This window comes from Hymenobacter sp. PAMC 26628, assembly GCF_001562275.1.
In the GTDB taxonomy this organism is placed as follows: Bacteria; Bacteroidota; Bacteroidia; order Cytophagales; family Hymenobacteraceae; genus Hymenobacter.
In genome coordinates, this window is the sequence record NZ_CP014304.1 from 3,545,843 (window position 1) to 3,569,402 (window position 23,560).

Annotated in this window: 23 protein-coding genes; 15 read left to right on the top strand and 8 right to left on the bottom strand. The window is 62.5% G+C overall.

Features of this window, described 5'->3' with window-relative positions:
- Positions 1-103: 103 nt before the first annotated feature.
- The 3 genes from AXW84_RS15470 to AXW84_RS15480 all read right to left on the bottom strand — a co-directional run bounded on the left by AXW84_RS15470 (position 104) and on the right by AXW84_RS15480 (position 3,261).
- Positions 104-955 carry a hypothetical protein gene (locus AXW84_RS15470; protein WP_068235101.1) on the bottom strand — a complete coding sequence of 284 codons (852 nt, stop codon included), beginning with the start codon at positions 953-955 and terminating at the stop codon, positions 104-106.
- Positions 956-1,271: 316 nt separating this feature from the next.
- A complete protein-coding gene (locus AXW84_RS15475; RefSeq protein ID WP_068230147.1) occupies positions 1,272-2,336 on the bottom strand; it encodes an IS701 family transposase in 1,065 nt (354 codons plus the stop codon).
- Positions 2,337-2,394: 58 nt separating this feature from the next.
- A complete protein-coding gene (locus AXW84_RS15480; RefSeq protein WP_157887065.1) occupies positions 2,395-3,261 on the bottom strand; it encodes a hypothetical protein in 867 nt (288 codons plus the stop codon).
- Positions 3,262-3,970: 709 nt separating this feature from the next.
- Between AXW84_RS15480 and AXW84_RS15485 the strand changes: the two genes are divergently transcribed.
- Positions 3,971-5,608 carry an amidase gene (locus AXW84_RS15485; RefSeq protein ID WP_068235110.1) on the top strand — a complete coding sequence of 546 codons (1,638 nt, stop codon included), beginning with the start codon at positions 3,971-3,973 and terminating at the stop codon, positions 5,606-5,608.
- Positions 5,609-5,663: 55 nt separating this feature from the next.
- On the opposite strand, the gene AXW84_RS15490 is transcribed toward AXW84_RS15485, so the two are convergent.
- From AXW84_RS15490 to AXW84_RS15495, 3 genes are all read right to left on the bottom strand, one after another.
- Positions 5,664-6,101, bottom strand: coding sequence for a hypothetical protein (locus AXW84_RS15490; protein ID WP_068235114.1), 438 nt, complete (start codon positions 6,099-6,101; stop codon positions 5,664-5,666).
- Positions 6,049-6,273, bottom strand: coding sequence for a hypothetical protein (locus tag AXW84_RS25090; protein ID WP_071891402.1), 225 nt, complete (start codon positions 6,271-6,273; stop codon positions 6,049-6,051). Before AXW84_RS25090 ends, AXW84_RS15490 begins: the two co-directional genes overlap by 53 nt.
- A gap of 73 nt (positions 6,274-6,346) precedes the next feature.
- Positions 6,347-7,759: a D-alanyl-D-alanine carboxypeptidase/D-alanyl-D-alanine-endopeptidase gene (locus tag AXW84_RS15495; protein WP_068235116.1), complete on the bottom strand. Its 1,413-nt coding sequence runs from the start codon at positions 7,757-7,759 to the stop codon at positions 6,347-6,349.
- Between the two features lie 112 nt (positions 7,760-7,871).
- Here AXW84_RS15495 and AXW84_RS23440 point away from each other — a divergent pair, with 112 nt between their 5' ends.
- The 4 genes from AXW84_RS23440 (at position 7,872) to yidC (ending at position 13,207) form a co-directional block, all read left to right on the top strand.
- A complete protein-coding gene (locus tag AXW84_RS23440) occupies positions 7,872-8,975 on the top strand; it encodes an AAA family ATPase (protein ID WP_071891405.1) in 1,104 nt (367 codons plus the stop codon).
- Positions 8,959-9,546, top strand: a complete 588-nt coding sequence (locus AXW84_RS15505) for a hypothetical protein (RefSeq protein WP_068235124.1) — start codon at positions 8,959-8,961, stop codon at positions 9,544-9,546. Before AXW84_RS23440 ends, AXW84_RS15505 begins: the two co-directional genes overlap by 17 nt.
- A gap of 97 nt (positions 9,547-9,643) precedes the next feature.
- Positions 9,644-11,296, top strand: a complete 1,653-nt coding sequence (locus AXW84_RS15510) for a CTP synthase (protein ID WP_068235126.1) — start codon at positions 9,644-9,646, stop codon at positions 11,294-11,296.
- A gap of 96 nt (positions 11,297-11,392) precedes the next feature.
- On the top strand, positions 11,393-13,207 hold the full coding sequence (yidC, locus tag AXW84_RS15515) for a membrane protein insertase YidC (RefSeq protein ID WP_068235129.1): 1,815 nt from the start codon (positions 11,393-11,395) through the stop codon (positions 13,205-13,207).
- Positions 13,208-13,398: 191 nt separating this feature from the next.
- Here yidC and AXW84_RS15520 read toward each other — a convergent pair whose 3' ends face one another.
- Positions 13,399-15,072 carry an ABC transporter substrate-binding protein gene (locus AXW84_RS15520; RefSeq protein ID WP_068235132.1) on the bottom strand — a complete coding sequence of 558 codons (1,674 nt, stop codon included), beginning with the start codon at positions 15,070-15,072 and terminating at the stop codon, positions 13,399-13,401.
- A gap of 112 nt (positions 15,073-15,184) precedes the next feature.
- Here AXW84_RS15520 and AXW84_RS15525 point away from each other — a divergent pair, with 112 nt between their 5' ends.
- The 8 genes from AXW84_RS15525 (at position 15,185) to lepB (ending at position 21,322) form a co-directional block, all read left to right on the top strand.
- Positions 15,185-15,865, top strand: coding sequence for a metal-dependent hydrolase (locus AXW84_RS15525; RefSeq protein WP_068235135.1), 681 nt, complete (start codon positions 15,185-15,187; stop codon positions 15,863-15,865).
- Positions 15,866-16,054: 189 nt separating this feature from the next.
- Positions 16,055-16,864: a ParA family protein gene (locus AXW84_RS15530; protein WP_068235141.1), complete on the top strand. Its 810-nt coding sequence runs from the start codon at positions 16,055-16,057 to the stop codon at positions 16,862-16,864.
- A 23-nt stretch (positions 16,865-16,887) separates the two neighbouring features.
- Entirely contained in the window at positions 16,888-17,259 is a 372-nt protein-coding gene (locus AXW84_RS15535) for a hypothetical protein (RefSeq protein WP_157887066.1), read from the top strand.
- A 7-nt stretch (positions 17,260-17,266) separates the two neighbouring features.
- Entirely contained in the window at positions 17,267-17,491 is a 225-nt protein-coding gene (locus tag AXW84_RS23445) for a DUF433 domain-containing protein (RefSeq protein WP_335339471.1), read from the top strand.
- Positions 17,492-17,570: 79 nt separating this feature from the next.
- Positions 17,571-18,539, top strand: a complete 969-nt coding sequence (locus tag AXW84_RS15540; RefSeq protein ID WP_068235147.1) for a ParB/RepB/Spo0J family partition protein — start codon at positions 17,571-17,573, stop codon at positions 18,537-18,539.
- Positions 18,540-18,571: 32 nt separating this feature from the next.
- Positions 18,572-19,297 carry a DUF5683 domain-containing protein gene (locus AXW84_RS15545; protein ID WP_068235151.1) on the top strand — a complete coding sequence of 242 codons (726 nt, stop codon included), beginning with the start codon at positions 18,572-18,574 and terminating at the stop codon, positions 19,295-19,297.
- An 8-nt stretch (positions 19,298-19,305) separates the two neighbouring features.
- Complete coding sequence (dapB, locus tag AXW84_RS15550) at positions 19,306-20,028, top strand: 4-hydroxy-tetrahydrodipicolinate reductase (RefSeq protein WP_068235155.1); 723 nt, start codon at positions 19,306-19,308, stop codon at positions 20,026-20,028.
- Between the two features lie 109 nt (positions 20,029-20,137).
- Positions 20,138-21,322 (top strand): signal peptidase I, encoded by a 1,185-nt coding sequence (gene lepB / locus AXW84_RS15555; RefSeq protein WP_068235157.1) that lies wholly within the window; start codon positions 20,138-20,140, stop codon positions 21,320-21,322.
- 138 nt (positions 21,323-21,460) lie between these two features.
- Here lepB and AXW84_RS15560 read toward each other — a convergent pair whose 3' ends face one another.
- Complete coding sequence (locus tag AXW84_RS15560; RefSeq protein ID WP_068235162.1) at positions 21,461-22,123, bottom strand: uracil-DNA glycosylase; 663 nt, start codon at positions 22,121-22,123, stop codon at positions 21,461-21,463.
- Between the two features lie 108 nt (positions 22,124-22,231).
- Between AXW84_RS15560 and apaG the strand changes: the two genes are divergently transcribed.
- Entirely contained in the window at positions 22,232-22,618 is a 387-nt protein-coding gene (gene apaG / locus AXW84_RS15565) for a Co2+/Mg2+ efflux protein ApaG (protein ID WP_068239520.1), read from the top strand.
- An 82-nt stretch (positions 22,619-22,700) separates the two neighbouring features.
- Positions 22,701-23,480, top strand: coding sequence for an O-methyltransferase (locus AXW84_RS15570; protein ID WP_068235168.1), 780 nt, complete (start codon positions 22,701-22,703; stop codon positions 23,478-23,480).
- Positions 23,481-23,560 lie beyond the last annotated feature (80 nt).

Sequence of the window (23,560 nt, forward strand, 5' to 3'; positions counted from 1 at the left end):
CTAATAGGTACAGAGCTCATAAGCGGCTAGCCAGGCCCCTAAATAAAAAGCGCCGGGCCTGGGGCCCGGCGCTTTGCTACGTGCGCCGCCGCGGCCAGTAGGGCTAGTGGTGGGCCAACTGGTTTTTGTCGCGCTGAATCTCGCGCTGGTCACGCACCTTTTGCAGGCGCTCCCGGGCCAGCTCGCGCTTGTCCTGGGCTTGCTCCCGGCGGTCGGTCTTGGCGTCCTGGCGGTCGGCCTTGAGGTCGGTCTTGTTGGCGGCCAAATGGTCCTTGGTCGCGTCCAGCTTGCCCTTGTCCTTGGCCAGAATGGCCTCGTGGTGCTTGTAGGCCATTTCGTCTTTGCGCAGCTCGCCCTTATCGGTCTTGAACTCTTTGGCATCGCGGGCCAGCAGGCCGCGGTCGTGCTCACGGGTGCTCAGGTCGTGGGTCAGCTTTTCCTTAGCCGTGGCAAGGCCGGCTTTGGCCGTGGCCAGCGCCTGCTCGTCGGCGGCCGTCTGGGCGGGCGCAGCCCCGCCGCTCACGTCGGCAATTACCTTTTGGGCATCCGTTTTCACCGTGCCGCGGTCGTCCTTTAGGGCCGAGTGGTCGGTGGCCAGGGCTTGGTTATCGCCTTTGAGCAAGGCTTTGTCGGTGCTTTTATCGGCGCGGTCGAGCTTGAGGTCGGCGTGGTCGAGGGCCACGTCGTGGCGCCCGTGGCGCAGGTCGGCCCGCTGTTCGGCCAGGGCTTTTTCAAGGGCAGCCACGCGCTTTTCTTCGGCCTTGACGGTGGCCTTGTCGGCGGTAATGTCGGCGGCGTCCTTGGTGAGACCCGTCCGGGTGCTGGCAATCTCGGTTTCCAGCTTCGCAATCTTCTCCTTCACCTGCTGGAGCTTCTGCTCGTCTTGCGTGAGGCCTTGAGCGCGGCCGGCATAGCTGCCCAGGCAGACAATGGCTGCCAAAATGATTTTCTTCATGGAGGTGGAAAAAACGGGGATGAATGAAAAGGAAAATGTGAACGTCGGCCCGGCCCCGGGCTGGCGCACGCCTGGGCCAGCCCGCCAGCAGCGGAAGTATTTGATTAAAACTAGAAATAATGCAAAGGCCGGCCGCGACAGCCAGCGGACGGGGTGCGGGGCCTTCGCGGCCGGCCCGGCCCCCGCGCCGCGCCCCTGCTCCGCCGCCGAAGGGCTGAGGAGAGCAAGTACGGTGGTTGGAACCCGCTGCAGGCTCAGGGTTTAACTCGCGTTAAAAAACAATATTTTTTTATTAATCAACTATTAATCACTGATGTTACGCACGGAGCAGTACGAGTTGCTGGTACATGGCTTTGAGGCCAACGGTATAGAGTTGGGCTTTGAGGCGAAAATGGCCGATGCCGCCTTTGAGCTTGAGCACTTCGAGCTTGGTGTAAGCCAACACGGCGGCAAAGAAATGGGTGGCCTGCGTGGCCAGGGTTTTGGTGGGCGATTTGCCCATGGAGGCATTCTGTTTGAGCGACTTATGGTATTCTTCCACTTTCCACCGTCTCTGGTAAATCGTGGTCAGTTGGGCCTGGTCCAGGTCGGTGTCGCTGCTGACCAGATACAGCATACCTTGGCTACCGTCTCGGTTTGTGAAGACTTGTCTGGTCACGAGCACCGCCTGCTGGACGGCCCGCAAATAGACGCGCAAGGGCTGCGTATCGGGGAACACCAGCGCCTGCACGGCCTGGAACTGGCCGGCGGCCCGCGCCTCGGCGCTCAGGGCCACGGTGCGGCTGCTTTCGAGGGCAAATACAAAGTGATGGCCCAGGGCCCGCACCAAGGCCATGTTCTCGGCCGAGGCGTACCAGCTGTCGGCCAGCAGGTAGCGGTAGGCCACCTGCTGCTGGGCCACGCGCAGCATCTGTTGCAGGTATTCGTTTTTAGTGAACGGGCTTTGGTAGCTGGTCTGCTGGGTCTTGGGGTGGTAGACCGGCACGGTTTTGCGCACCAGCTCGACGGCGATGGGCAGGGCCAAGTCGCCGGCCTGATAAAGCAGACTCACGAAGTTCAGGCCCTTGACGTAGCGCTGCTGGCTGTGGTCCCAATGGGTGCAAATCAACTCATTGGCATCGGTGTGGGCCTTTTCCAGGACCGAATCGTCCACGATGAGCACGGCGAAGTCCGCCGCCCCGCGTTGGGCTTCGGCCTGGCGAATCAACGGCTTGGCCTGCCGCCAAACCTGCGCTGACCCGCACGGCGTACTGCTCAACCAGCGCGTGATGTGGTCGTGGCTCAGCGCCCCGTCCAGCAGCCGCGACAAGCCCGTGGCCGTCGTCGGACCCGTCGAGCTCAGCAAATAATCCGTGTACAGGTCCAGCGTGCAACTCATCATCAATCGATTAAACGGACAACCTAAGCCAACGACTGCGTAACATCAGTTAATCAATTGTTCACTTGCCTTGCCGACTGGTGTTCCAGCTGTAGCTGAGGGAGAAGCTGACGAAGCTTTTGGCCCCGAAGCCGGCTTCGTTGTCCTCGTGTGGAAGCTTGATGGGGAGGGCATAGTTGTAAGTGGCTCCGAGCGTCAAATGCCCGATGCGGGCTTTCACGGGCAGGGCCAGGTTCCAGCCCATGAGGCCGAAGTCGTTGACTTGCTCGGTGACGGGGGCCGCGGCGGTTTTTTTGGTTTTTTTGGCTTTGACGGCCTGCACTACTTTGGGAGGAAATATTTGGTAGCTCGTGTTTTCGGTGCCGATGGTGGCCGACAAGCTGGGCAGCACGAACAGCTTATCGATGAAGCCCAGGTGTTTCCAGGCCTTGTAGCCCGAAAGCGAGGGTACCAGGCGTTGCCCGGTTTCACCCCCACCGAACACAAAGGCGTAGCTGCTGCCCAGGCTGAGTGGCCCGAAGTCGTAGCTCAGTAGCAGCCCGCCGGTGTTGGCCAGCACGGCCGGGCCGCTGGCGTTGTAGAAATACCGGTCGTACGAAACGTTGTACAGCAGCTTGCTGCCCAGCAGGTTGCCATAGCCCAGGGAGAAATCGGTGAGCACGTAGCCGGGGGACGCTTGGCTGTAGAAGCCGCCCGAGACGCCCGCGTAGGCCCCGCTGCGGTGGTTGTAGAGTAGCGACGGTGTGGTTGCACTCTGCCGGACGCCGTAGTCGCGCCCGGCAAACAGCGCCCGGGCGGCGTAGTCGAGCCGCAGCACCACTTGCGAGGGCAGCCCCGCCGGCCGGGCAGCCAGGGAGTCGGCGCGCGCCGTCGGCGGCAGTATGGGCTGGGCCTGGGTGCGGCGCGGAGCCACGCCAAGGCAGGCCAAAAAGCCAAGCAAAAACAACCTGTTCGCCACCGTGCGCGCTAGAAAAGTGTGGAGGGGCCCGGCCGTCGGCGCAGGCCAGCGGCCCGCCCCTGGCCCGGTGGGCCCTTGCCGGGTAAGAGCCCCAGAGCCGCTCAGCGTTTAATCCGGTTTTCCTCATTGGGCTGCTTTCTTTCCGCTGGCCCTGGCAGACGGCCCGGTGCCCCCCCGCACGCCAGGGGGAGGCCAAGGACGCGGCGGGCAGGTTGGGCAGCCCAGGCAGGTCCTGGGGCGTGCCGCTCAGCTGCGATGCCTAGCGGTGGATGGGCTGCCAGCGGTGGTGAGCGCCGCCGCCGTGGCCGCCACGGCGCCGGGCAGGACCGTTGAAAAAGTGGGAACTGGCAAGAACAACACGGGAAAAAAGTAGAACAGCAAAATTCAACGATCTAAAATTCAGGATATAGCAAGTGATCGGACGAACTATTTTCGTGATTGGCTTGAGTGCTGCAAAATCACCAGGGGCCCGGTTTTCGGCAAATGCGCGCCGCAAAACCATCAACGAAAGCGCTTTTCCGGCCAATGTTTCAGGGCGAGCGACGGACTTGGCTGTTGAATAAGAATGAGGGAGGATTGGCGAATAATATTGGCCAACGCCCAGAACCCGGCGCCGCGGGGCCCGGCCGTGCGCCAACGGCCACTTCCGCTCTACCTTGCCGTTCAAATTTCCTCGCTTATGAATCGTCGTTTATTCCTTCGCACCGGCGCGCTGGCCAGCGCTGCCGTTTCCGCGCTCACGCTAGCTGGCTGCTCCACCGCCCCGTCCACCCCTGCGCAAACCGACCCGGCCGCTGCGGGCCCCGCCGGCGTGCCCGGATCCTTCGCCCTGCACGAGGCCACCGTGGCCGACTTGCAGCAACACATGCAGTCGGGCAAGTACACCGCCCGGGCCCTGTGCGAGCAGTACCTGAAGCGCATCGAAGAAGTAAACACCAAGGGCCCCAACCTGCGCGCCGTCATCGAAACCAACCCCGACGCCCTGAAACTGGCTGAGACACTCGACGCCGAGCGCAAGGCCGGCAAGGTGCGGGGGCCCCTGCACGGCATTCCGGTGCTCATTAAAGACAACATTGACACCGGCGACCAGCAGCAAACCACCGCCGGCTCGCTGGCCCTGGCCGGCCACAGGGCCGCGCAGGATGCCTTCATCATCAAGCAGCTGCGCGCCGCCGGGGCCGTGGTGCTGGGCAAAACCAACCTCAGCGAGTGGGCCAATTTCCGGTCGTCGCGCTCGACCAGCGGCTGGAGCAGCCGCGGCGGCCAAACCAAAAACCCCTACGTGCTCGACCGCACGCCCAGCGGCTCCAGCGCGGGCTCGGGGGCAGCCGCGGCGGCCAACCTGTGCGCCGTGGCCATCGGCACCGAAACCGACGGCTCGGTGGTGTCGCCCAGCTCGGTGAACGGCTTGGTGGGCCTCAAGCCCACCGTGGGGCTACTCAGCCGCACGGGCATCATCCCCATCTCGGCCACCCAGGACACGGCCGGCCCCATGGCCCGCACCGTGCGCGACGCCGCCCTGCTGCTGGCCGCCCTCACCGGCGAAGATGCCGCCGATGCCGCCACCAAAGGCAGCGCCGCTCACGCCCAGGCCGACTACACCAAATACCTGGACGTAAATGCGTTAAAAGGCAAGCGCTTGGGCGTGGAGAAGTCGCACCTTACCGGCACCTCGCCCGCCATTGCGCTCATGCAGCGAGCCGTAGCGGCCCTGAAAGCGCAGGGCGCGACGGTGGTGGAAGTAGAAGTGGCCAAGCCCATCGGGGCCCTCGGCGAGGCCGAATTTCAGGTGCTGCTCTACGAGTTCAAGGCTGGGCTGAACCAGTACCTGGCCGGGGCGGGGGCCCCAGTAAAAACGTTGGCCGACGTCATCGCCTTCAACACCCAACACGCCGCGCAGGCCATGCCTTTCTTCCAGCAGGAAACGCTGGAGCTGGCCCAAAAAACCGACGGCCTGGCCAGCGCCAAGTACCGCGCAGCCCTGGTCCGCTCGCAGGGCGGCGCCCGCAAAATATTAGATAACGTTATGAAAACCAACCGGCTCGACGCCATCATCGGCATTACTACTGGCCCGGCGGGCTGCATCGATTTGGTGAACGGCGACTACTCTTCGGGCCTCGATTTTTCGTCGCCCGCGGCCATGGCCGGCTACCCGCACCTCACCGTGCCCATGGGCCAGGCGCACGGCCTGCCGGTGGGCCTCTCGCTGGTGGGCCCTGCCTGGGCCGAGGGGCCCCTGCTGGGCCTGGGCTACGCCTACGAGCAAGCCACCAAGCTGCGCCGGGCCCCCGAGCTGCGGGGCCCCCTGGCGGGGTAGCGGCGGGGCCGATGATGATCAGAGCATAAAACTCACTTTCAATGCGGACCCGTCCTCAGGCCGGCAGGTTGTCCAGGTCGCGCAGGTCCTGGGGGCGGCCGGTGGCCCGCTTGGTGGCCCGCAACGCTTCCAAACCAATGTAGCGCACCGGCACGTCGGCAAATTGAAGTTGCAGGCTACCGGCCAGGCAATCGTCGAAGCTTACCCCCAAAACCTGGGTCATCAAGTCTACCCAGCCCCCGCCGGCGGCAAAGGAGAGGAAATTGGGCACGGTCGTAAAGTCCAGTTCCTCAAATTCGCCCTGCTCGTAACCGTAGCGTTCCAGGGCCCGCACGATGCGCCGGGCATTAGGGGCCGTGGGGCGCACCAGCAAATCGAGGACGCCGGTGGTGCGAGGGAAGCCGTGCGCAATCACCGCGTAGCCGCCCACAACCACGTAATCAACGTTTTCCTCGTAAAATAGGCGCAGCAGACTTAAGTACTCTTCTTCCATTGGGCGAGGTGGCGCGGGTCGGATTGGCCGGGTTGGCCGCGTAAATGGCGCGGGCCTGCCGGTTGAGCCGCACAGCCAGGGCCAGCCGCTCATACGGCGTCAGGCCCCAGTAGTAGCGGCGCTGTAAGTCGTCGAGCAGGGCTTTGTCGCGGGTTTTGAAGACGGGGTGCATCGGAGTGGGCCAGCGTAGTTTCCAGCCGGAAGATACGCTTCGTTGCCCGTTGCCAGCCAATTTTTGACCCCGCTCACAGCCGCGCCCGCACCTGGCGCAGCACGCGCTCCATCTCGTTGCGGATGTCGCCGCTGTCGGCGATGTGGTTGTTGTTCAAGAAGGTGAAGGCCAGCAGGCGGCCGCTCTTGGTGCGCAGGTAGCCGCTGAGGTTGGTATTGTTGGACAGCGAGCCAGTTTTGCCCCACACCCAGGGCCCCGCGGCGTCGTAGTAGCGCTTGCGCAGCGTGCCCTGGCGCCCGCCGGCGGCCAGCAGGCTCAGCAGGCGGGGCTCGGGCACCTCCTTGTGCAGCTGGAGGAGCAGCGCCTCCAGGGTGCGGGGTGTGACGAGGTTTTGGCGCGAGAGGCCCGAGCCGTCGGCCCACGCCACGGGGTCGGGCAAGGCGCCCAGGTATTGCTTGCGCACGTACCGAATCACGCGCTGGGTGCTGAGCGAATCGTGGGGCCCCACGGCAGTGCTGGCCATCAGCAAGAGCTGCTCAGCCAGGAAGTTGTCGCTCACGCGCAGCATCCGGCGGTAGAGGCTGTCCACGGGCAGGCCGCGCAGGGTGCGCACCACGTCGGTGGGGCGCGGGCGCCAGGGGGCCCCCACCAGCGGCCGCCGCAGCGTGTCGCCGAGCAGGCGCAGCGTGAAGGCCCGGCTGGTACGAAATGGCACTTCGTCGATCCACTTTTTATTGAACGGCGCCACCACGTAGAAGCGGTTCTCGTCCAGGGCCCGAATCACGTGGGTATCGGCGTCAATATTTGGCGTGCGCAGCACAGCCGGCACGGGCCCCGTGAGCGGCGCAAAATACTGGGGCCGCACGCGCAGCCGGCTGGGCACCCGGCCCGCGGGCGGCACGGCATAGAAGCGCACGGTGTGCCCGTAAATCGGGAACGCCCCGCGCTCGGGCTGGAAGTAGTAGCCAAAATCGTCCCAGGGCCAGCCGGGGCCGTAGGGCGCGGAGCAGGCAATGTCGCAGCTGGCGAGCAGGCCGGGCGCTTTCTGCAAAAACGCGAAGGCGCGGCGGCTGGGCACGTCGCCGTGCAGAAAAGTCGGGTCGCCGGTGCCCTGGAAAAACAGCGTGTCGCCGCGGCTGAAATAGCGCAGGCTGGGCAGCGAGTCGGGCAGCAGCTTCAGGCCAGCATAAAGACTGAACAGCTTCATGTTGCTGGCCGGCGCGAAGTACTTGGTTTCGTTTTGGGCAAACAGCACCTGGCCCGAATCGGCATCGGCTAGCACCAGGCCCACCATATGGGGCCGCAGCACGGCCGAGCTATCGAGCAGATTGCGCAGCCAGGGCAGCTTTTCGGCGCCGGGCGGCGGAGCGGCGGCCGGCGTTTTGTCGGGGGCCTGGGCGCAGGCCGTGAGCTGGGTGGCGCCTAGCGCCAGCAGCAGCAGGAAATAGAGCGGGCGGAATAGCACGAGCGGAAACCTATGCAGCATTTGGAGCCACGGCGGTTAGGCAAAGCTAACTTGTGGGGCCCTGCTACTGCCGCAGCCCACGCCCAAAAGCCGTAGCCGACGTACTAAGCCTGCTACCCTGTAGCTTCGCCCCATGCTAAAACGCCTTCACCTTCGCAATTTTACCGTTTTCGCCGATGCCGATTTTGAGTTTGGGCCGGGGCTGAATGTGATAGTGGGCGCAAATGGGACGGGCAAAAGCCACGTGCTGAAGGCAGCGTATGCTATGATATATGGCGCATTAGATTGGATTCGAGAAAATAAAATTGATAAAATAACTGGACAACTGGTAGCTCAAAGCGACTCGAATACTGTAGCGCATCCCGATACAGGAAACAAATTCAAAAAGATTTTTCAAACAGTCGATTTTAAACTAGGCGAATTAATTCGACGCAGTATCAATGTGTCCGAAATTATGACAGGTGTAGGCATAGAAATAAAATATCCTCATGGGTTAGTCATTACCTCTGTGGGTTTCACGTCTGATGGTTCAACTGCAATTATTAATTTACTGGATAAAATATATGAAAATATTAATTTTTTATACCCTATTTTAATTCCAGCCAAAGAAGTTTTAACGCTAGGGTGGCTACTAGCTTTATATGACCGTCGAGAAATACCGATTGATGAAGTTTACCCAGACCTATTGAAACTATTAATGGGGCCACCTCTGAGACGCCCCGAGCCAGTTCACATTGTAGAGCGGTTGCAAAAGCTTATCGGCGGAAAAGTGGATGAAGAGGGGGGACGCTTCTACCTTTTTACAACTGAATTGCCTAAAATGGAAATGAATATGGTAGCCGAGGGAATGCGCAAATTTGCCACCCTTTACAAGCTACTTGCTAACGGTACTCTTACACCCGAAACCACCCTGTTTTGGGACGAGCCCGAAGCGAATTTAAACCCGGCCTTGTTGAAAGAAATGGCGGCGGTGTTGGCCGAATTGGCGCGGGCGGGCTTTCAAATTATATTAGCCACGCACAGCTTATTTTTGATGAAAGAACTGCATATTCTTTCGCAGAAGCAGCCGCTGCCAGTGCGGTATTTTGGGCTTTACACTGGCGAAAATGGCGGTACGCAAGTGGAAACCACCGACAATTTTATGCAATTACAACACGTGGCGGCCCTGGATGCAGAATTAGCGCAAACGTTCGATTTTGAAGATGCCTTAGATCAGGATTATGCCGGTGATTCCTGAGGATAAATTAGAATTCCATTTTCCAGAGGCTGATTCCTGGTACGCCTTCAAATACGATGAGAAAGACAAGGGCAAATTCGGCTTTTATCGGGAGAGAATTGAGAAAATAGATGGCATGAAAGGCGTGAATATCGTGGCTGGCATCGGCCCCAATTTTCCGGTTTTAACGCTGATAGAAATCAAGGACTTTCGGGAAGACGGCAAGGCACTGCGAGAGAAAATGCGGACAGGGGAAATCCCACTGGAGATTTTACAAAAAGCCTTGAACACTTGCAGCGGCCTGTATCTGGGGGCCCGCCACCAGGACCCTTTGCTTGCGGCGGACCTGCGGGCGGCGGTGTTGCGCCCGTTTCAGCGCATCGAATTAATTTTCTTTTTGGTGGAAGCCCCGCTACAGCCGTCGCCCCAAGAGCGCGACACGCGGCAAAAAGAAAACAACCGGCGTACCCAGCGGCAGGATATGCTCAAAAAGATGCGAGAGAAACTGGACCCGCTGGGGATTCGATGCGCCTTGGCCGACTTGGTAAAGTTACCGCGCAACTGCGGCTGGACGGTGACTTCGCAGCCTTAAAACTCGAAAAAAGGGCCGCGGGCGCGGCACCCCCGGCCGTCCCGCCGGCCCTCTTCCGCCCCCAGCCGCTGGCGGCGCTGTAACTTTGTCCCCCGTCATGCCTGAACGCTCCAACCCCCCAACCCCAGCGTCGGCCGCGAAATTTATTTTCGTCACCGGCGGCGTCACTTCTTCACTCGGCAAAGGAATCATTTCCGCCTCGCTGGCCAAGCTCTTGCAGGCCAGAGGGTTCCGAGTCACCATCCAGAAGTTCGATCCGTACATCAACATCGACCCGGGCACGCTCAACCCCTACGAGCACGGCGAGTGCTACGTGACCGACGACGGCGCCGAAACCGACCTCGACCTCGGCCACTACGAGCGGTTCCTCAACACCCCCACCTCGCAGGCCAACAACGTCACCACGGGCCGCATCTACGACACCGTGATCCGGCGCGAGCGCGAGGGCGCTTTCCTCGGCAAAACCGTGCAGGTGGTGCCCCACATCACCGACGAGATCAAGCGGCGGATGCTGCTGCTGGGCCAGGGCGGCGAGTTTGACGTGGTGATTACCGAAATTGGCGGCTGCATCGGCGACATCGAGAGCCTGCCCTTTGTGGAGGCCGTGCGCCAGCTGCGCTGGGAGCTGCCGCCCAACGATTCGCTGGTCATTCACCTCACGCTGCTGCCGTATTTGGCCGCCGCCGGCGAGCTCAAAACCAAGCCCACGCAGCACTCGGTGCGCGACTTGCGCGAGGCCGGCCTGCAGCCCGACATCCTGGTGTGCCGCACCGAGCACTCGATTCCGCCCGAAATGCGGCGCAAGATTGCGCTCTTCTGCAACGTCAAAATCAACTCCGTCATCGAGTCGCTCGACGCCGACACCATCTACTCGGTGCCGCTGATGATGCTGAAGGAGCAGCTCGACGAGCGCGTCATCAAGCGGCTGAAGCTGACCGGTGGGGCCCCACAGCCCGACCTGGAAGTGTGGAAAGACTTCCTGGGCCGCCTCAAAAACCCCACCGAGGAAGTAACCATCGCCTTGGTAGGCAAGTACGTGGAGCTGCCCGACGCCTACAAGTCCATCAACGAGTCGTTTGTGCACGCCGGGGCCCTCAACGAGTGCCGGGTGAAGGTGCGCAGCATCCAGTCCGACCACCTCACGCCCGAAAACGTGGCCGAAAACCTGCGCGGCGTCGACGCCGTGCTGGTGGCCCCGGGCTTCGGCGAGCGGGGCTTCGAAGGCAAAATTGCCGCCGTGCAGTACGTGCGGGAAAACGGAATTCCGTTCTTCGGCATCTGCCTGGGCATGCAGGTGGCCGTGGTGGAGTACGCCCGCCACGTGCTGGGCCTGCCCGACGCCAACTCGACCGAGATGGACGCCCTCACCCCCCACCCCGTCATCGCCATGATGGAGTCGCAGAAGGACATCACCCAAAAGGGCGGCACCATGCGCCTGGGGGCCTACGCCTGCGATTTGCGGCGCGGCTCGCGGGCAGCCAAGGCCTACGGCAAGACCCACATCAGCGAGCGCCACCGCCACCGCTTCGAGTTCAACGGCGAGTACCTGGCCCAGTTCGAGGCCGCCGGCATGCAGGCCTCGGGCACCAACCCCGAAACGGGGCTGGTCGAAATCATCGAGCTGCCCCAAACCGTGCACCCCTGGTTCGTGGCCGGCCAGTTCCACCCCGAGTTGAAAAGTACCGTCGAGAACCCGCACCCGCTGTTCGTGCGCTTCGTGCGGGCCGCTATGCAGTACCGCAAGGGGTAGGTTGTAGCGCGGACTCGCAGAGTCCACGCTACTTTTTTGCCCCGCGCCATCGGCGGGGGGCGCCGTACCTTTGCGCATCGTTTCACAGTTACGTTAATGGATAAAAATTCCGCCACCGGCCTATTTCTCATATCGGCCCTGATTCTGGTATACTTGTTCTTCTTCAGCCCCAAACAGGCCGACGTTGAAAAAGCCAAAAAGCAAGAAGCCGCCACGGCCGCCGCCCGCACTGCCACCCAGCCCGCCGCGGGGGCCCCAGCCGCCGCCGCCGTGCCCGCCGGCCTCGCCCCCGACGCGCCGCTCGACTCCGCTGCTGGCCCAGTGCAGGCCGTGACGCTGCAAAACGCCGACCTCACCATTACGCTTTCCTCCCGCGGGGGCCGCGTGACGGCCGTGCGCCTGAACAAGTACAAGACCTTCTTCGGCAAGCCGCTGAACCTGCTTGATGCCCAAAGCGCCCGCCTCGACACGCGCTTCCGCACCGTGGACGGCAAAACGATTCGCTTCTCGGACCTCAACTTCCAGCCCTCGGCCGTGACCACGGCGGGCCCGGCCCAGCGCGTGAGCTTCACAGCGGCGGTGGCCGGCGGCACCATTGTGCAGACCTACAGCCTGCCCGCCGACAGCTACGAGCTGGCCTACGACCTGCGCTTCAACGGCCTGGAGCGCACCGTGGCCCAGGAGCCGCTCACCTTCACGTTCCTCGACCGGGTGCGCCAGACCGAGCAGGACCTGAAGCAGAACCGCAACCACTCCACCATCAACCACTACTCGGCCGCCGGCAGCCACACGGCCCTAGCTGAAGCCAGCGAGAAGCCCGAGGAAAGCAAGGCCGAGGGCCCCGTGAAGTGGGCCGCCCACAAGCACGACTTCTTTGTGGCCGGCCTCATTGCCGACGGCCAGCCGTTCAGCAGCGGCGCCTTCAACACGGCCGTGCCCGATGCCAACGACTCGACGTTCATCAAAACCATGAGCACCACGCTCACCCTGCCGGTGGCCGAGGTGGAGCAGGGCCGCGGCCATTTCCGCTACTTCTTCGGGCCCAATTCGTTCAACTTGCTCCAAGGCGTGGCCCCGGGCTTTGACCGCAACGTGTACCTGGGCTGGGGCCTGTTCCGGTGGGTGAACCAGTTCATCATCCTGCCGGTGTTCCACTTCCTGGCCCAGTACATCAGCAACTACGGCATCATCATCGCGCTGCTGGTGCTGCTCATCAAGCTGGTTACCTGGCCCCTGACGTACAAAACCTACGAGAGCCAGGCCCGCATGAAGGTGCTGAAGCCGGAGATTGACGCCATCAAGGAGAAGATTGGCGACGACCCCACCAAGGTGCAGCAGGAGACGATGAAGCTCTACTCCACCTTCGGGGTGAGCCCGCTCAACGGCTGCGTGCCCACGCTGCTCACGCTGCCCATTCTGTTCGCTATGTTCCAGTTCTTCCCCAACGCCATCGAGCTGCGGCAAGAGCATTTCCTGTGGGCCAAGGACCTGAGCAGCTACGACGTGTTTGCCAAGCTGCCCTTCTTCGTGAAGTGGTACGGCGACCACGTGTCCATGTTCACGCTGATGATGACGGCCTCTACTCTGCTCATGACCTGGCAGAGCAACCAAGTGAACACGGCCATGCAGGGCCCCATGAAGTTCTACAGCTACTTGATGCCCATCATCTTCCTGTTCGTGCTGAACAGCTTCGCCGCGGGCCTTACCTGGTACTACTTCGTGTCGAACGTCATCACTTTCGCCCAGCAGGCCATCACCAAAACGTTCGTGGACGACACCAAGATTCGCGCCCAGCTCGAAGCCAACAAGGTGAAGAACAAGGACAAGAAGCCCACCGGCTTCCAGGCCCGCATCGCCGAAGCCATGAAGGCCTCGCAGGAGCGCGAAGCCCAAGGCAAGAAGAAATCTTAACCACGGATTTATCGGATTGGGCGGATTCGTCGGATTTCGGGGACGATTCCCTATTGGTTTTGTCCATCAAAAAAGGCCACTCATCGAGTGGCCTTTTTGTTGGGCTTTGGGGAGCAACTCGCCCCGGGGCCCCACTCAATCGTCCCCGAAATCCGATGAATCCGCCCAATCCGATAAATCCGTGGTTCAGACTACTTTTTCCACACGCTTTCCAGCAACAGCTGGTTCATGGGATTGGCTTTGAGGCCGCGCACGTTGTTCTGGCTCAGGCGAATCAGCTCGTCGTAGTAGAGGCTGATGACGGGGGCTTCGGCCACCACGAGGCGGTCCATTTGCTGGTAGAGGGCCGTGCGCTGGGCCGCGTCCTGGGTGCGGATGGCCTGGTCGTAGAGCCGGTCGTAGGCGGCGCTTTTAAAATGGGTTTTGTCGGGGCCCGCGGGGCTGAAGTTGGGGCTGTAGAACAGGGCCAGGTAGTTTTCCGCGTCGGGGTAGTCGCCGAGCCAGCTTTTAGCGAAGAAGGCGGCCCGGCCGTTGTCCACCAACTCCTGCTGGGCCGCCGACTGGTTGATGTCGACCTGCACCTGGATGCCCACGTTGGCCCACTGCTTCTGCAGGTACTCGCCGATTTCCTTGCGCTCGGCCACCGTGCTCAGGCGCAGGCGCAGCGGGCGCCGGGGGCCCCAGCCGGCGGCCCGCAGCAGGGCCCGCGCCTTGGCGGGCTGGTAGTCGTAGCCCGGCACCAGGGCTTGCGAAAACGAAGGCAGCGCCGCCGGCACGAAGCCCGACGTGCCGGGCTGGCCCACGTGGTTCAGCATATAAGCCGTCATTTCGGGCTTGTTCAGGGCCCAGGACAGGGCCTGGCGCACGCGCACGTCGCGCAGGGCGCGGCCCTGCACCGCCTGCTCGCCGGTGAGGTGGGTGCTGTCGAGCTGAATGCCGAGGTACTCGGTGTTCAGGTACGGCACTTTTTGCACTGTGAACTTGCCCCGAAAATCGGCCCGCACGGTGCCGTCGCGGTTCATCACCAAATCGCGCGAGCCCTCGCGGATGCCCGACAGGAAATCGAGCTTGCCCTGCATGAAGGTGAGGAATTCCGTCTTGCGGTCGGCGATGAAGCTGATGGCCACCGCGTCGAGGTAGGGCAGCTGGCGCCCCCGGGCGTCGCGGCGCCAGTAATGCGGATTCTTCTGGTACAGCAGCACGTTGCCCTCATCCCAGAGCCGGAACTGGAAGGGCCCTGTGCCCACCGGGTGCTCCCGGAAGTCTTTGCCGTACTTGGCCACGGCCTCGTGGGGCACCACGTAGGCGTAGTGCATGGTGAGGATGCCCAGGAACGGGATGAACGGCGCTTTAAGGTGGACGCGCAGCGTGGAGTCGTTCACGGCCACGAAGCAGGTGTCGCTGGGGGCCCCATCGGGCTTCTCCAGCACCTTGCCCCGGAAAATCCAGCCGCCGGTGCTGGCCGTGGCGGGGTCGAGGATGCGCTTAAAGGAGTACACAAAGTCGTGGGCCGTGACGACCCGGCCCTTACCGCCGGGGAAAACCTCGCTGTCGTGAAAGCGCACGCCCGGCCGCAGCACGAACGTGTAGAGCCGCCCGTCGGGCGACACGGTGTAGCGCCGGGCCAGCGCCGGGGCCAGCTGCAACGTCGAATCCAGGGCTACCAGCCCGTTATACAGCTGCTCGTCGGCCCAGCGGTTGGCCTGGTTGCGGGCAAAGGCGGGGTCGAGCGAGGTGAGGGCCTCGGGCTGGTTGTAACGGAACACGCGGCGCTCGTCAGGGGCCGACGCGCCGGGGCCCTGGCAGCCCGCCAGGGCTTCGGCGCCGGCTAAAAACACGGCCCAGGGGCCCCAAAAACGCCGCATACGAACAGAAATGAGCTAGGCTTGTTCGGGCAAAGGTAACGGAAGCCCGGCCGGGCTTCCCACCCCGCTCATCCCCCCTTTTTCACGTTCTCACATTCCCCACGCCAAAGCAATGCAGCTTACCTACCTGGGCCACTCGGCCTTCCTGGCCACCATCGGCACCACCCGCGTCCTGTTCGACCCCTTCATCCGCCCCAACCCGCTGGCTAAGGACGTTGACGTGGACGCCATTGAGGCCGACTACATCCTGCTCTCGCACGCCCACGGCGACCACATTGCCGACGCCGAGGAAATTGCCAAGCGCACCGGGGCCCCTATTTTGGCCATTGCCGAAGTGGCTGGCTACTTTGGCGCCAAAGGCCTGGAGGTCATCGGCACCAACCTTGGCGGCAAGGTAGCGCTGCCCTTCGGCACGGTGCATTGCGTGGCCGCGGCCCACTCCAGCTCGTTCCCCGACGGCTCTTACGGCGGCGTGCCCATGGGCTTCGTTATCACGCCCACCGAGGGCCCCACGTTCTACTTCGCCGGCGATACAGCCCTGACCTACGACCTCAAACTCATCGGCGAGCGGCATAAGTTGGATTTCGCCTTGCTGCCCATCGGCGACCACTACACCATGGGCCTCACCGACGCGCTGGTGGCGGCTGACTGGGTGGGGGCCCAAAAAATCGTTGGCATGCACTACGACACGTTCCCGCCGCTGGTCATCGACCACGCCGCGTCCGTGGCCCAGGCCCAGGCTGCGGGCAAAGAGCTGCACTTGCTAAAAATCGGCGAAACGGTAACCCTGTAGCCACCGGGGCCCTGGGGCCCTAAAAATTCCCGTGCCGGATTCGCCGGGCCCGCCCGGGCTTGGCGAATCCGTTTTTTTTAGCCTTATTTTGTGGAAGGGGAAGCCGGGCCGGCCGGGCCGGCTTTGCTAGCCTCGTTGGCTTATTTCTATCTTTCCAGCCCCGGCCGCCCCCGTATTCCGTTACTTCTCATGGGAAAAATTATCGCGGTAGCTAACCAGAAAGGCGGCGTGGGCAAAACCACTTCGGCCATCAACCTGGCGGCCTCGCTGGCCGCCCTCGACTACCGGACCCTGCTCGTGGACGCCGACCCGCAGGCCAACGCCACCTCGGGCGTGGGCTACGACCCCAAGGACATCCAGCACAGCATTTACGAGTGCATGGTCGACGGCATCAACGCCCGCGACATCATCCTGAGCACCAATATCCTGCCCCAGCTCGACCTCATGCCCTCCCACATCGATTTGGTGGGCGCCGAGGTGGAGATGATCAACTTGCCCAACCGCGAGGCCAAGATGAAAGAGGCCCTGCGCCCGCTGGCTGAGGAGTACGACTTCATCATCATCGACTGCTCGCCCTCGCTGGGCCTCATCACCGTGAACGCCCTCACGGCGGCCCACTCGGTCATCATCCCGGTGCAGTGCGAGTACTTCGCCCTGGAAGGCTTGGGTAAACTACTGAACACCATCAAAATCATCCAGAGCCGCCTGAATACGGAACTGGAAATTGAGGGCATCCTGCTCACGATGTACGACGTGCGCCTGCGCCTGAGCAACCAAGTGGTGGAGGAAGTGCGCATGCACTTCCAGCAGTTAGCCTTCGACACCATCATCCCGCGCAACGTGAAGCTGAGCGAGGCCCCCAGCTTCGGCATCCCCGCCATCATGCACGATGCCGAGAGCAAAGGCGCCATCAGCTACCTCAACCTGGCCCGCGAAATCGTGGAGAAGAACAGCGTAGAAGCCCGCCCTGAAGCCGAAGCCGCCGACGAAGCCGCGTAAGCTTCCCTAGCAGGTTTTTAGTTGTGAACAGCGAAATCGTCCCAAACCCACCATTTGTCGACTCGTTGCAGAGCCACAGGGCAGATGCTTGGGAACTTGTAAAACAGCAGTTACTCGTTGGCACCATTCTTACTGGGAAAATCTACTATCGTGCGCCTTACGGCGTCTTTTTTGACGCTGGCGTAGGATTTCCCGTGCTGATTGAAGTGCCTGAGTTTGGCAAACCAGAAGGCGGCATGGTATTTTCAGAAGATTACCCGGCACTCGGCAGTTTAATTAGCGGTGAAATAGCTGGATTTAGGGACGAAATGCGGCAGATAGTGGTGGTAAAAATTGGCAACCTCCTTTTTTATCAGCAGCTCAGCCGCACAATGGGCCTCGACGAGACATTATAAACCCTCCGTGCTGAAAGCCATGTATTCTTCATCGGCTCACCCGCTTATCAGTATTGACCCCGAAGTCCGTTTTGGGCGGGCGTGTATTGTTGGAACCCGGATCAGCGTGGAGGATGTGTTGGGCTGGTTGGGTAATGGTATGAGTGTAGAAGAAGTGCTGAGGGATTTCCCACAGTTGACGGAAGAACAAGTCCGGGCTTGCTTGCGCTATGCCGCCAACCACCGGGCCTAAAATCCCCGGCTTGCGCTTCGCCCTACTATCCGTAATTTTGAACTTGCTGCTGCCGCCATTTTCCGCAGGAGCTGCCGCGATGACCGTAGACAAGAACGACGATAAAGCTCCCATCAACCCGCTGTTGCCGCAGCCCAAGCGCAAGATGAGTGGCCTGGGCCGGGGCCTCAACGCCCTGATTGAGGGCAGCTACGAGAAAAAAGGCGACCGGGAGCGCATCGTGGTGCCCCACCCGGCCAACTCGGTGGGCCTGATTCCGGTGGAGCAAATCGAGGCCAACCCCTACCAGCCGCGCACACATTTCGACCAGGAGGCCCTGGCCGAACTCGCCGATAGCATCAAAATCCAGGGCATCATTCAGCCCGTGACGGTGCGCCAGCTGGGGCCCAACACCTACCAGCTCATCAGCGGCGAACGGCGCTTGCAGGCCTCCAAGCTGGCGGGGCTCGACGCCATTCCGGCCTACATCCGCAAGGCCGACGACCAGCAGATGCTGGAAATGGCGCTGATTGAGAACATCCAGCGCGAAAACCTTAACGCCATCGAAATCGCCCTCAGCTACCAGCGCCTGCTGAGCGAGTGCGCCCTGCGCCAGGAAGAGCTGGGCGAGCGGGTGGGCAAAAACCGCTCGACCGTAACCAACTACCTGCGCCTGCTGAAGCTGCCGCCCGACGTGCAGGTGGGCCTGCGCGACGCTGAAATTACCATGGGCCATGCCCGGGCCCTGGTCAGCATCGAAGACCCTAAGCAGCAAGTGGCGCTGTACCGCCGCATCGTGGCCGAGGAGCTGTCGGTGCGCCGCGTGGAGGAGCTGGTGCGCAACGGCTTCGGTCGCACGCCGGCCGAGGGCCCCGCTGGCGCCACCCGCCCGGCGGCCGAGCCGGTGGTGCCCGTGGCCGAGCTGCGCCGCACCGAGCGCCACCTCACCGACCGCTTTGGCTCGCGGGTACAGGTGCGCCCGGGCCCCAAGGGCAGCGGCGAAATTAAAATTGCCTTCGATTCGGTAGAGGACATGCAACGCATTCTGCACATTCTGCACCCGGCTTAGTGAGGTTTCCTTTCACTGCTAGTCTGTTGGTTATGAACACGTCTTTGCTGCGGTTCGCGGCGTTGCTGCTGCTAGTGCTGGGCGCCGCGTGGGGCCCCCGGGCCGCCCGGGCCCAGGTACTCGACCCTACCAACCCCAACGTCGTCAACCCCGCCGCGCCGCCCGTGGTGCGCCCCGACACGGCCCGCATCCGCAAGCCCACGCTGGCCGACAAGCGCAAGAAAAACGCCGAGGACTCGCTGCGCCGCACCGAAACTTTATTCGGCATGCGCGTGACGCCACCGGCCAAGGCCGGCTACCTGGCGCTGGTGCCCGGCCTGGGCCAGATTTATAACCGCCGCTGGTGGAAGCTGCCGCTGGTGTACGCGGGCCTGGGCACGGTGGCCGGCATCCTGATTTTTGAGCAGCAGGCTTTGACGGAGTACAGCAACGCCAGCAATTTGCTGCAAACCGATTCGGCGGTTCGCGCCAAACCGTTTCCCAACGCTGCCCTAGGGCCCCGGGCCGGCAAGGAAATCAGCGCCGATGCCATCCAGAACGGCATCGTGTTTTACCGCCACTACCGCGACGGGTTCATCTTCTACACCGGCATCGTGTACGGCCTGCAGGTGCTCGACGCCATCGTGGATGCGCACCTGAAAACCTTCGACGTGGGCGACGACCTTACCCTGCACTGGCAGCCCACCATGCTGTGGGCCCCCGGGGCCCCGGGCGTCCCGGTGGTGCCGGGCGTGGCCGTGGCCCTGCATTTCAAGTAACTTTTCGCATGAACATCCTCCTCATCGGCTACGGCAAAATGGGCCGCACGCTAGAAGCCCTGGCCACCGGCCGCGGCCACCGCATCGCGGGCATCGTGGACCCCGGCCAGCCCGACGGCCCGGCCATCGCCGACTTCACGGCCGCCACCGCCGACGTGGCCATCGAATTCACCCGGCCCGACGCGGCCTTTGCCAACGTGGCGGCCTGCCTGCGCCAGGGCATCCCTGTAGTCTGCGGCTCGACGGGCTGGCTGGCCCGCTGGGACGAGGCCGGGGCCCTAGCTAGTGAGTTGGGCGGCAGCCTCTTCTACGCCTCCAACTACAGCGTGGGCGTGAACCTGTTCTTCCACTTCAACGAGTACATCGCCGCCAAAATGCACCAGTTTGGAGGCTACGACGTGGCGGTGCGCGAAATCCACCACACCCAGAAGCTCGACGCGCCCAGCGGCACCGCCGTCACGGCCGCCGAGGGCATCCTGGCCCACTTCCCGGCCAAAACCAGCTGGCGCAACGCCCCCGCCGAGGGCCCCGCCGAGCTGGCCGTCATCAGCGAGCGCACAGCCGACGTGGTGGGCACGCACGTGGTGACCTACACCTCCGACGTGGACACGCTGGTGCTCTCGCACGAGGCGCATTCGCGGGCCGGTTTTGCCCAGGGGGCCCTGCTCGCAGCCGAGTGGCTACCGGGCCGCCCGGGCGTATTCGGTATGAAGGAGCTGCTGGGCCTCTAGGGCCCCGGGTGTGCAAGCTGGCGCGGGCGTCGTTAGCTTGCGGCTGCTTTCTGATTGTTTTAATTTACTTCTGCCCCCGAGCGCCGGCTGCGGCCCGCGCCCCTGCCCTATGGCCCTCTTCAAAACCAAGCCCTATGGCGCCAACGCGGCGCCCACCAAACCCAAGAGCAAAACCCGCGAGTGGACCGATTCGCTGGTGTTTGCCATCGTGGCGGCCACCCTCATCCGTTGGGCCACCTTCGAGGCCTACACCATCCCCACGCCCAGCATGGAGGACACGCTACTGGTGGGTGACTACCTGTTCGTGAGCAAGTTGCACTACGGCACCATCACGCCGCAGACGCCGCTGCAAATTCCGCTCACGCACCAGACGGACCCGATTTTTCACCTGAAAAGCTACTCCGACCTCATCCAGCTGCCCACGTTCCGCTTCCCGGGCTTCTCGGAAATTAAGCGCAACGACGTGGTGGTGTTCCACGTCCCGTTTGAGTTGGAGTACCCCGCCGACCTGCGCACCAACTACATCAAGCGCTGCGTGGCCATCGCCGGCGACAAGCTCGAAATCAAGGACCACCAGCTGTACATCAACGGCCAGGCGGCTCCCAACCCCGCCGGCTTGCAGAGCAAGTACTTCATCCGCATTCCCGAGGCCAACGACGAGGTAGTGGCCGCCTTCCGTGCTCAGCGCGTGGTAGACTACCAGCAGCCTAACGGCGACCCGGTGCTGAGCGAAGTGCCCGGCTACGGCCTGGGCTACGAGGTGGACTGCACGCCCGCGGTGGCCGCGTACTTCAAGCAGCAGCCCTACGTGAAGGAAGTCATCGCCGAAACCATCCCGGCCGGTCAGCCCGAAATCAACCAAGCGGTGTTCCCCGACAACCCCGACTACCCGACGACCCTTAACTTTCCCGGGGCCCCCGGCCTGCACCACTGGAACAAGGACAACTACGGCCCCATCGCGCTACCCAAAAAAGGCGAAACCGTGGAGCTGACGGCCGACAACGTACCGCTTTACTACAAAATCATCCTGCGCTACGAGCACAACGCAGGCATTACGATGCAGGGCGGCGTGATTTTGCAGAACGGCAAGCCGCTGAAAACCTACACGTTCAAGCAGAACTACTACTTCATGATGGGCGACAACCGCCACGATTCGCTCGACTCGCGCTTCTGGGGCTTCGTGCCCGAAGACCACGTGGTGGGCAAAGCCGTACTTATCTGGCTCTCCGTGGACCCCTACGCCGACTTCCTGCACAAAGTGCGCTGGAGCCGTTTGTTTCACACCATTAACTAAGCAAGGTTAATAGCAAAGAAGAACGTCATGCTGAGCGCAGCCGAAGCATCTCTCTCGCTTACTAGTCAACTGATTTAGTGGGCGGGAGAGATGCTTCGGCTGCGCTCAGCATGACGTTCTTCTTTGACTTAAATTGAATTACCAGTTGATGGGCTCCAGGCCTTGGTTTTCGAGCCAGGCGTTGGTTTTGCTGAACGGCTTGCTGCCGAAAAAACCTTTGTCGGCGGCGTAGGGCGAGGGATGTACCGACTTCAACACCAAGTGTTTGCCTGCGTCGATTAACTCTGCCTTCTTGCCCGCGTAGGCTCCCCAGAGGATGAACACTACGTGCTCGCGGCCCTCCGATACTTTGCGGATAACAGCGTCGGTGAAGTCCTCCCAGCCTTTTTTCTGGTGCGAGCCCGGCTCGGCGGCGCGTACCGTGAGGGTGGCGTTGAGCAGCAGCACGCCCTGCTGGGCCCAGCGGTCGAGGTTGCCGTTGGGGGCCGGCGGCGTGGCGGGCAGGTCACTTTGCAGCTCCTTGAAGATGTTGTGCAGCGAGGGCGGCGTGCGCTGCCCGTCGGCCACCGAAAACGAGAGGCCGTGGGCCTGCCCCCGACCGTGGTACGGGTCCTGGCCCAGGATCACGACCTTCACCTGATCAAACGGGCAGGCGTCGAAGGCGTGGAAAATTTGGGGCCCCGGCGGGTACACGGTGGCGGTGGCATACTCCCCCTTCACGAAGGCGATGAGGTGCTGGAAATAGGGCTTGGCAAACTCATCGGCCAGCACGGGCTGCCAGCTCGCGGCTATTTTTACCATGGGTAAGGAAGATATTGCGAAATGTTTCCGACCTTGGAAAGCATCTTCGGCGTAAACCAATCGGCGCGGGCCGCTGTTAAATTCTCAGCTTTATTGACCGATTCTTTTATGCCTACCACCACTACGCAGGGTGTGACCGTTTCGGTTACGACGAATTACCTGCCCGATTATTCCAGCCCTACGCAGGAGCACTTCGTATTCGCCTATAAAATTACAATTCGCAACAACAGCGAGTTCACCGTGAAGCTGTTGCGGCGCCACTGGCACATCCACGACGCCAACAGCCCCGTGCGCGAGGTGGAGGGCGAAGGCGTGGTGGGCCGCCAGCCCGTGCTAGAGCCCGGCCAGTCGCACCACTACATGAGCGGTTGCAACCTCAAATCGGGCGTGGGCAAGATGCGCGGCACTTACCTGATGGAGCGCGTGGCCAACGGCCAGGAGTTCAGCGTCGAAATCCCCGAGTTCACCCTCATGGTGCCCTTCCGCCTGAACTAAGCCTGGGGCCGTTGGCGAATGGCTTTTAGCTTTGCGGGCGCCGGTTGGCCTGCATTATTGCCAGTGGCCGCCGGGGCCCCACTTGTTCGAACTCCTTGCTTACCTGAAGTACCGGCTGCGCGCCGGCACTGCCCACGGGCTGCACTCGCCGTTCGTGTACGGCCTCTACACCACGGTTATTTGCCACGACGGTACGTTTGCCGCCTTCGCCCCCATCGAGGCACGGCGGCGCACGCTGCTGAGCAGCCCGGATAGCCTCACTGTCACTGATTTGGGAGCCGGCTCGCACACCGGGGCCGGGCAGGTGCGCCGGGTGGCCGCCATTGCCCGCACCGCCGCCAAGCCGCCGCACCTGGCACAGCTGCTGTTCCGGTTCGTAAACCACTTCCGGCCCGCCACCGTGCTGGAGCTGGGCACCTCGCTGGGCCTTACCACCGCCTACCTGGCCGCGGCCGACTCGCGCCACCGCGTCGTCACATTTGAGGGCTGCCCCCACGTGGCCACCGTGGCCCGCGAAACCTTCGCCGCGCTGCACCTGGCCAACGTTGAGCTCGTGGAGGGCAACCTCGACGCTACCCTGGGCCCCACCCTGGCCGCCCTAGGGGCCCCAGTGGATTTTGTATTTTTCGACGGCAACCACCGCCGCGAACCCACGCTGCGCTACTTCGAGCAGTGCCTGGCCAATGCCCACGAAGACAGCGTATTCGTGTTCGACGACATCCACTGGTCGGAGGAAATGGAGCAGGCCTGGGACGCCATCCGGGCCCACCCGGCCGTCACGGTCACCGTCGACTTGTTCCACATCGGCCTGGTATTCTTCCGCAAAAAGCAGCCCCGCCAGGATTTTTGGCTGCGGCCCTGATTTTCAGCGGCGGCTAGCGCTCGTTGTGGGCGGGAGCCCCGCAGCACCGACTCCCTTGCGGGCGACATGCGCCCGTCACC

Excerpts from the sequence above, each read along its gene's own strand:
- AXW84_RS15490 (WP_068235114.1), bottom strand. The coding sequence starts at position 6,101 with ATGGAAGAAGAGTACTTAAGTCTGCTGCGCCTATTTTACGAGGAAAAC.
- AXW84_RS15510 (WP_068235126.1), top strand. The coding sequence starts at position 9,644 with ATGCCTGAACGCTCCAACCCCCCAACCCCAGCGTCGGCCGCGAAATTT.
- AXW84_RS15470 (WP_068235101.1), bottom strand. The coding sequence starts at position 955 with ATGAAGAAAATCATTTTGGCAGCCATTGTCTGCCTGGGCAGCTATGCC.
- AXW84_RS15475 (WP_068230147.1), bottom strand. The coding sequence starts at position 2,336 with ATGATGAGTTGCACGCTGGACCTGTACACGGATTATTTGCTGAGCTCG.
- yidC (WP_068235129.1), top strand. The coding sequence starts at position 11,393 with ATGGATAAAAATTCCGCCACCGGCCTATTTCTCATATCGGCCCTGATT.
- apaG (WP_068239520.1), top strand. The coding sequence starts at position 22,232 with ATGCCTACCACCACTACGCAGGGTGTGACCGTTTCGGTTACGACGAAT.
- lepB (WP_068235157.1), top strand. The coding sequence starts at position 20,138 with ATGGCCCTCTTCAAAACCAAGCCCTATGGCGCCAACGCGGCGCCCACC.
- dapB (WP_068235155.1), top strand. The coding sequence starts at position 19,306 with ATGAACATCCTCCTCATCGGCTACGGCAAAATGGGCCGCACGCTAGAA.
- AXW84_RS15495 (WP_068235116.1), bottom strand. The coding sequence starts at position 7,759 with ATGCTGCATAGGTTTCCGCTCGTGCTATTCCGCCCGCTCTATTTCCTG.
- AXW84_RS15545 (WP_068235151.1), top strand. The coding sequence starts at position 18,572 with ATGAACACGTCTTTGCTGCGGTTCGCGGCGTTGCTGCTGCTAGTGCTG.
- AXW84_RS15530 (WP_068235141.1), top strand. The coding sequence starts at position 16,055 with ATGGGAAAAATTATCGCGGTAGCTAACCAGAAAGGCGGCGTGGGCAAA.
- AXW84_RS25090 (WP_071891402.1), bottom strand. The coding sequence starts at position 6,273 with ATGCACCCCGTCTTCAAAACCCGCGACAAAGCCCTGCTCGACGACTTA.
- AXW84_RS15485 (WP_068235110.1), top strand. The coding sequence starts at position 3,971 with ATGAATCGTCGTTTATTCCTTCGCACCGGCGCGCTGGCCAGCGCTGCC.
- AXW84_RS15540 (WP_068235147.1), top strand. The coding sequence starts at position 17,571 with ATGACCGTAGACAAGAACGACGATAAAGCTCCCATCAACCCGCTGTTG.
- AXW84_RS15520 (WP_068235132.1), bottom strand. The coding sequence starts at position 15,072 with ATGCGGCGTTTTTGGGGCCCCTGGGCCGTGTTTTTAGCCGGCGCCGAA.
- AXW84_RS23440 (WP_071891405.1), top strand. The coding sequence starts at position 7,872 with ATGCTAAAACGCCTTCACCTTCGCAATTTTACCGTTTTCGCCGATGCC.
- AXW84_RS15525 (WP_068235135.1), top strand. The coding sequence starts at position 15,185 with ATGCAGCTTACCTACCTGGGCCACTCGGCCTTCCTGGCCACCATCGGC.
- AXW84_RS15505 (WP_068235124.1), top strand. The coding sequence starts at position 8,959 with ATGCCGGTGATTCCTGAGGATAAATTAGAATTCCATTTTCCAGAGGCT.
- AXW84_RS15560 (WP_068235162.1), bottom strand. The coding sequence starts at position 22,123 with ATGGTAAAAATAGCCGCGAGCTGGCAGCCCGTGCTGGCCGATGAGTTT.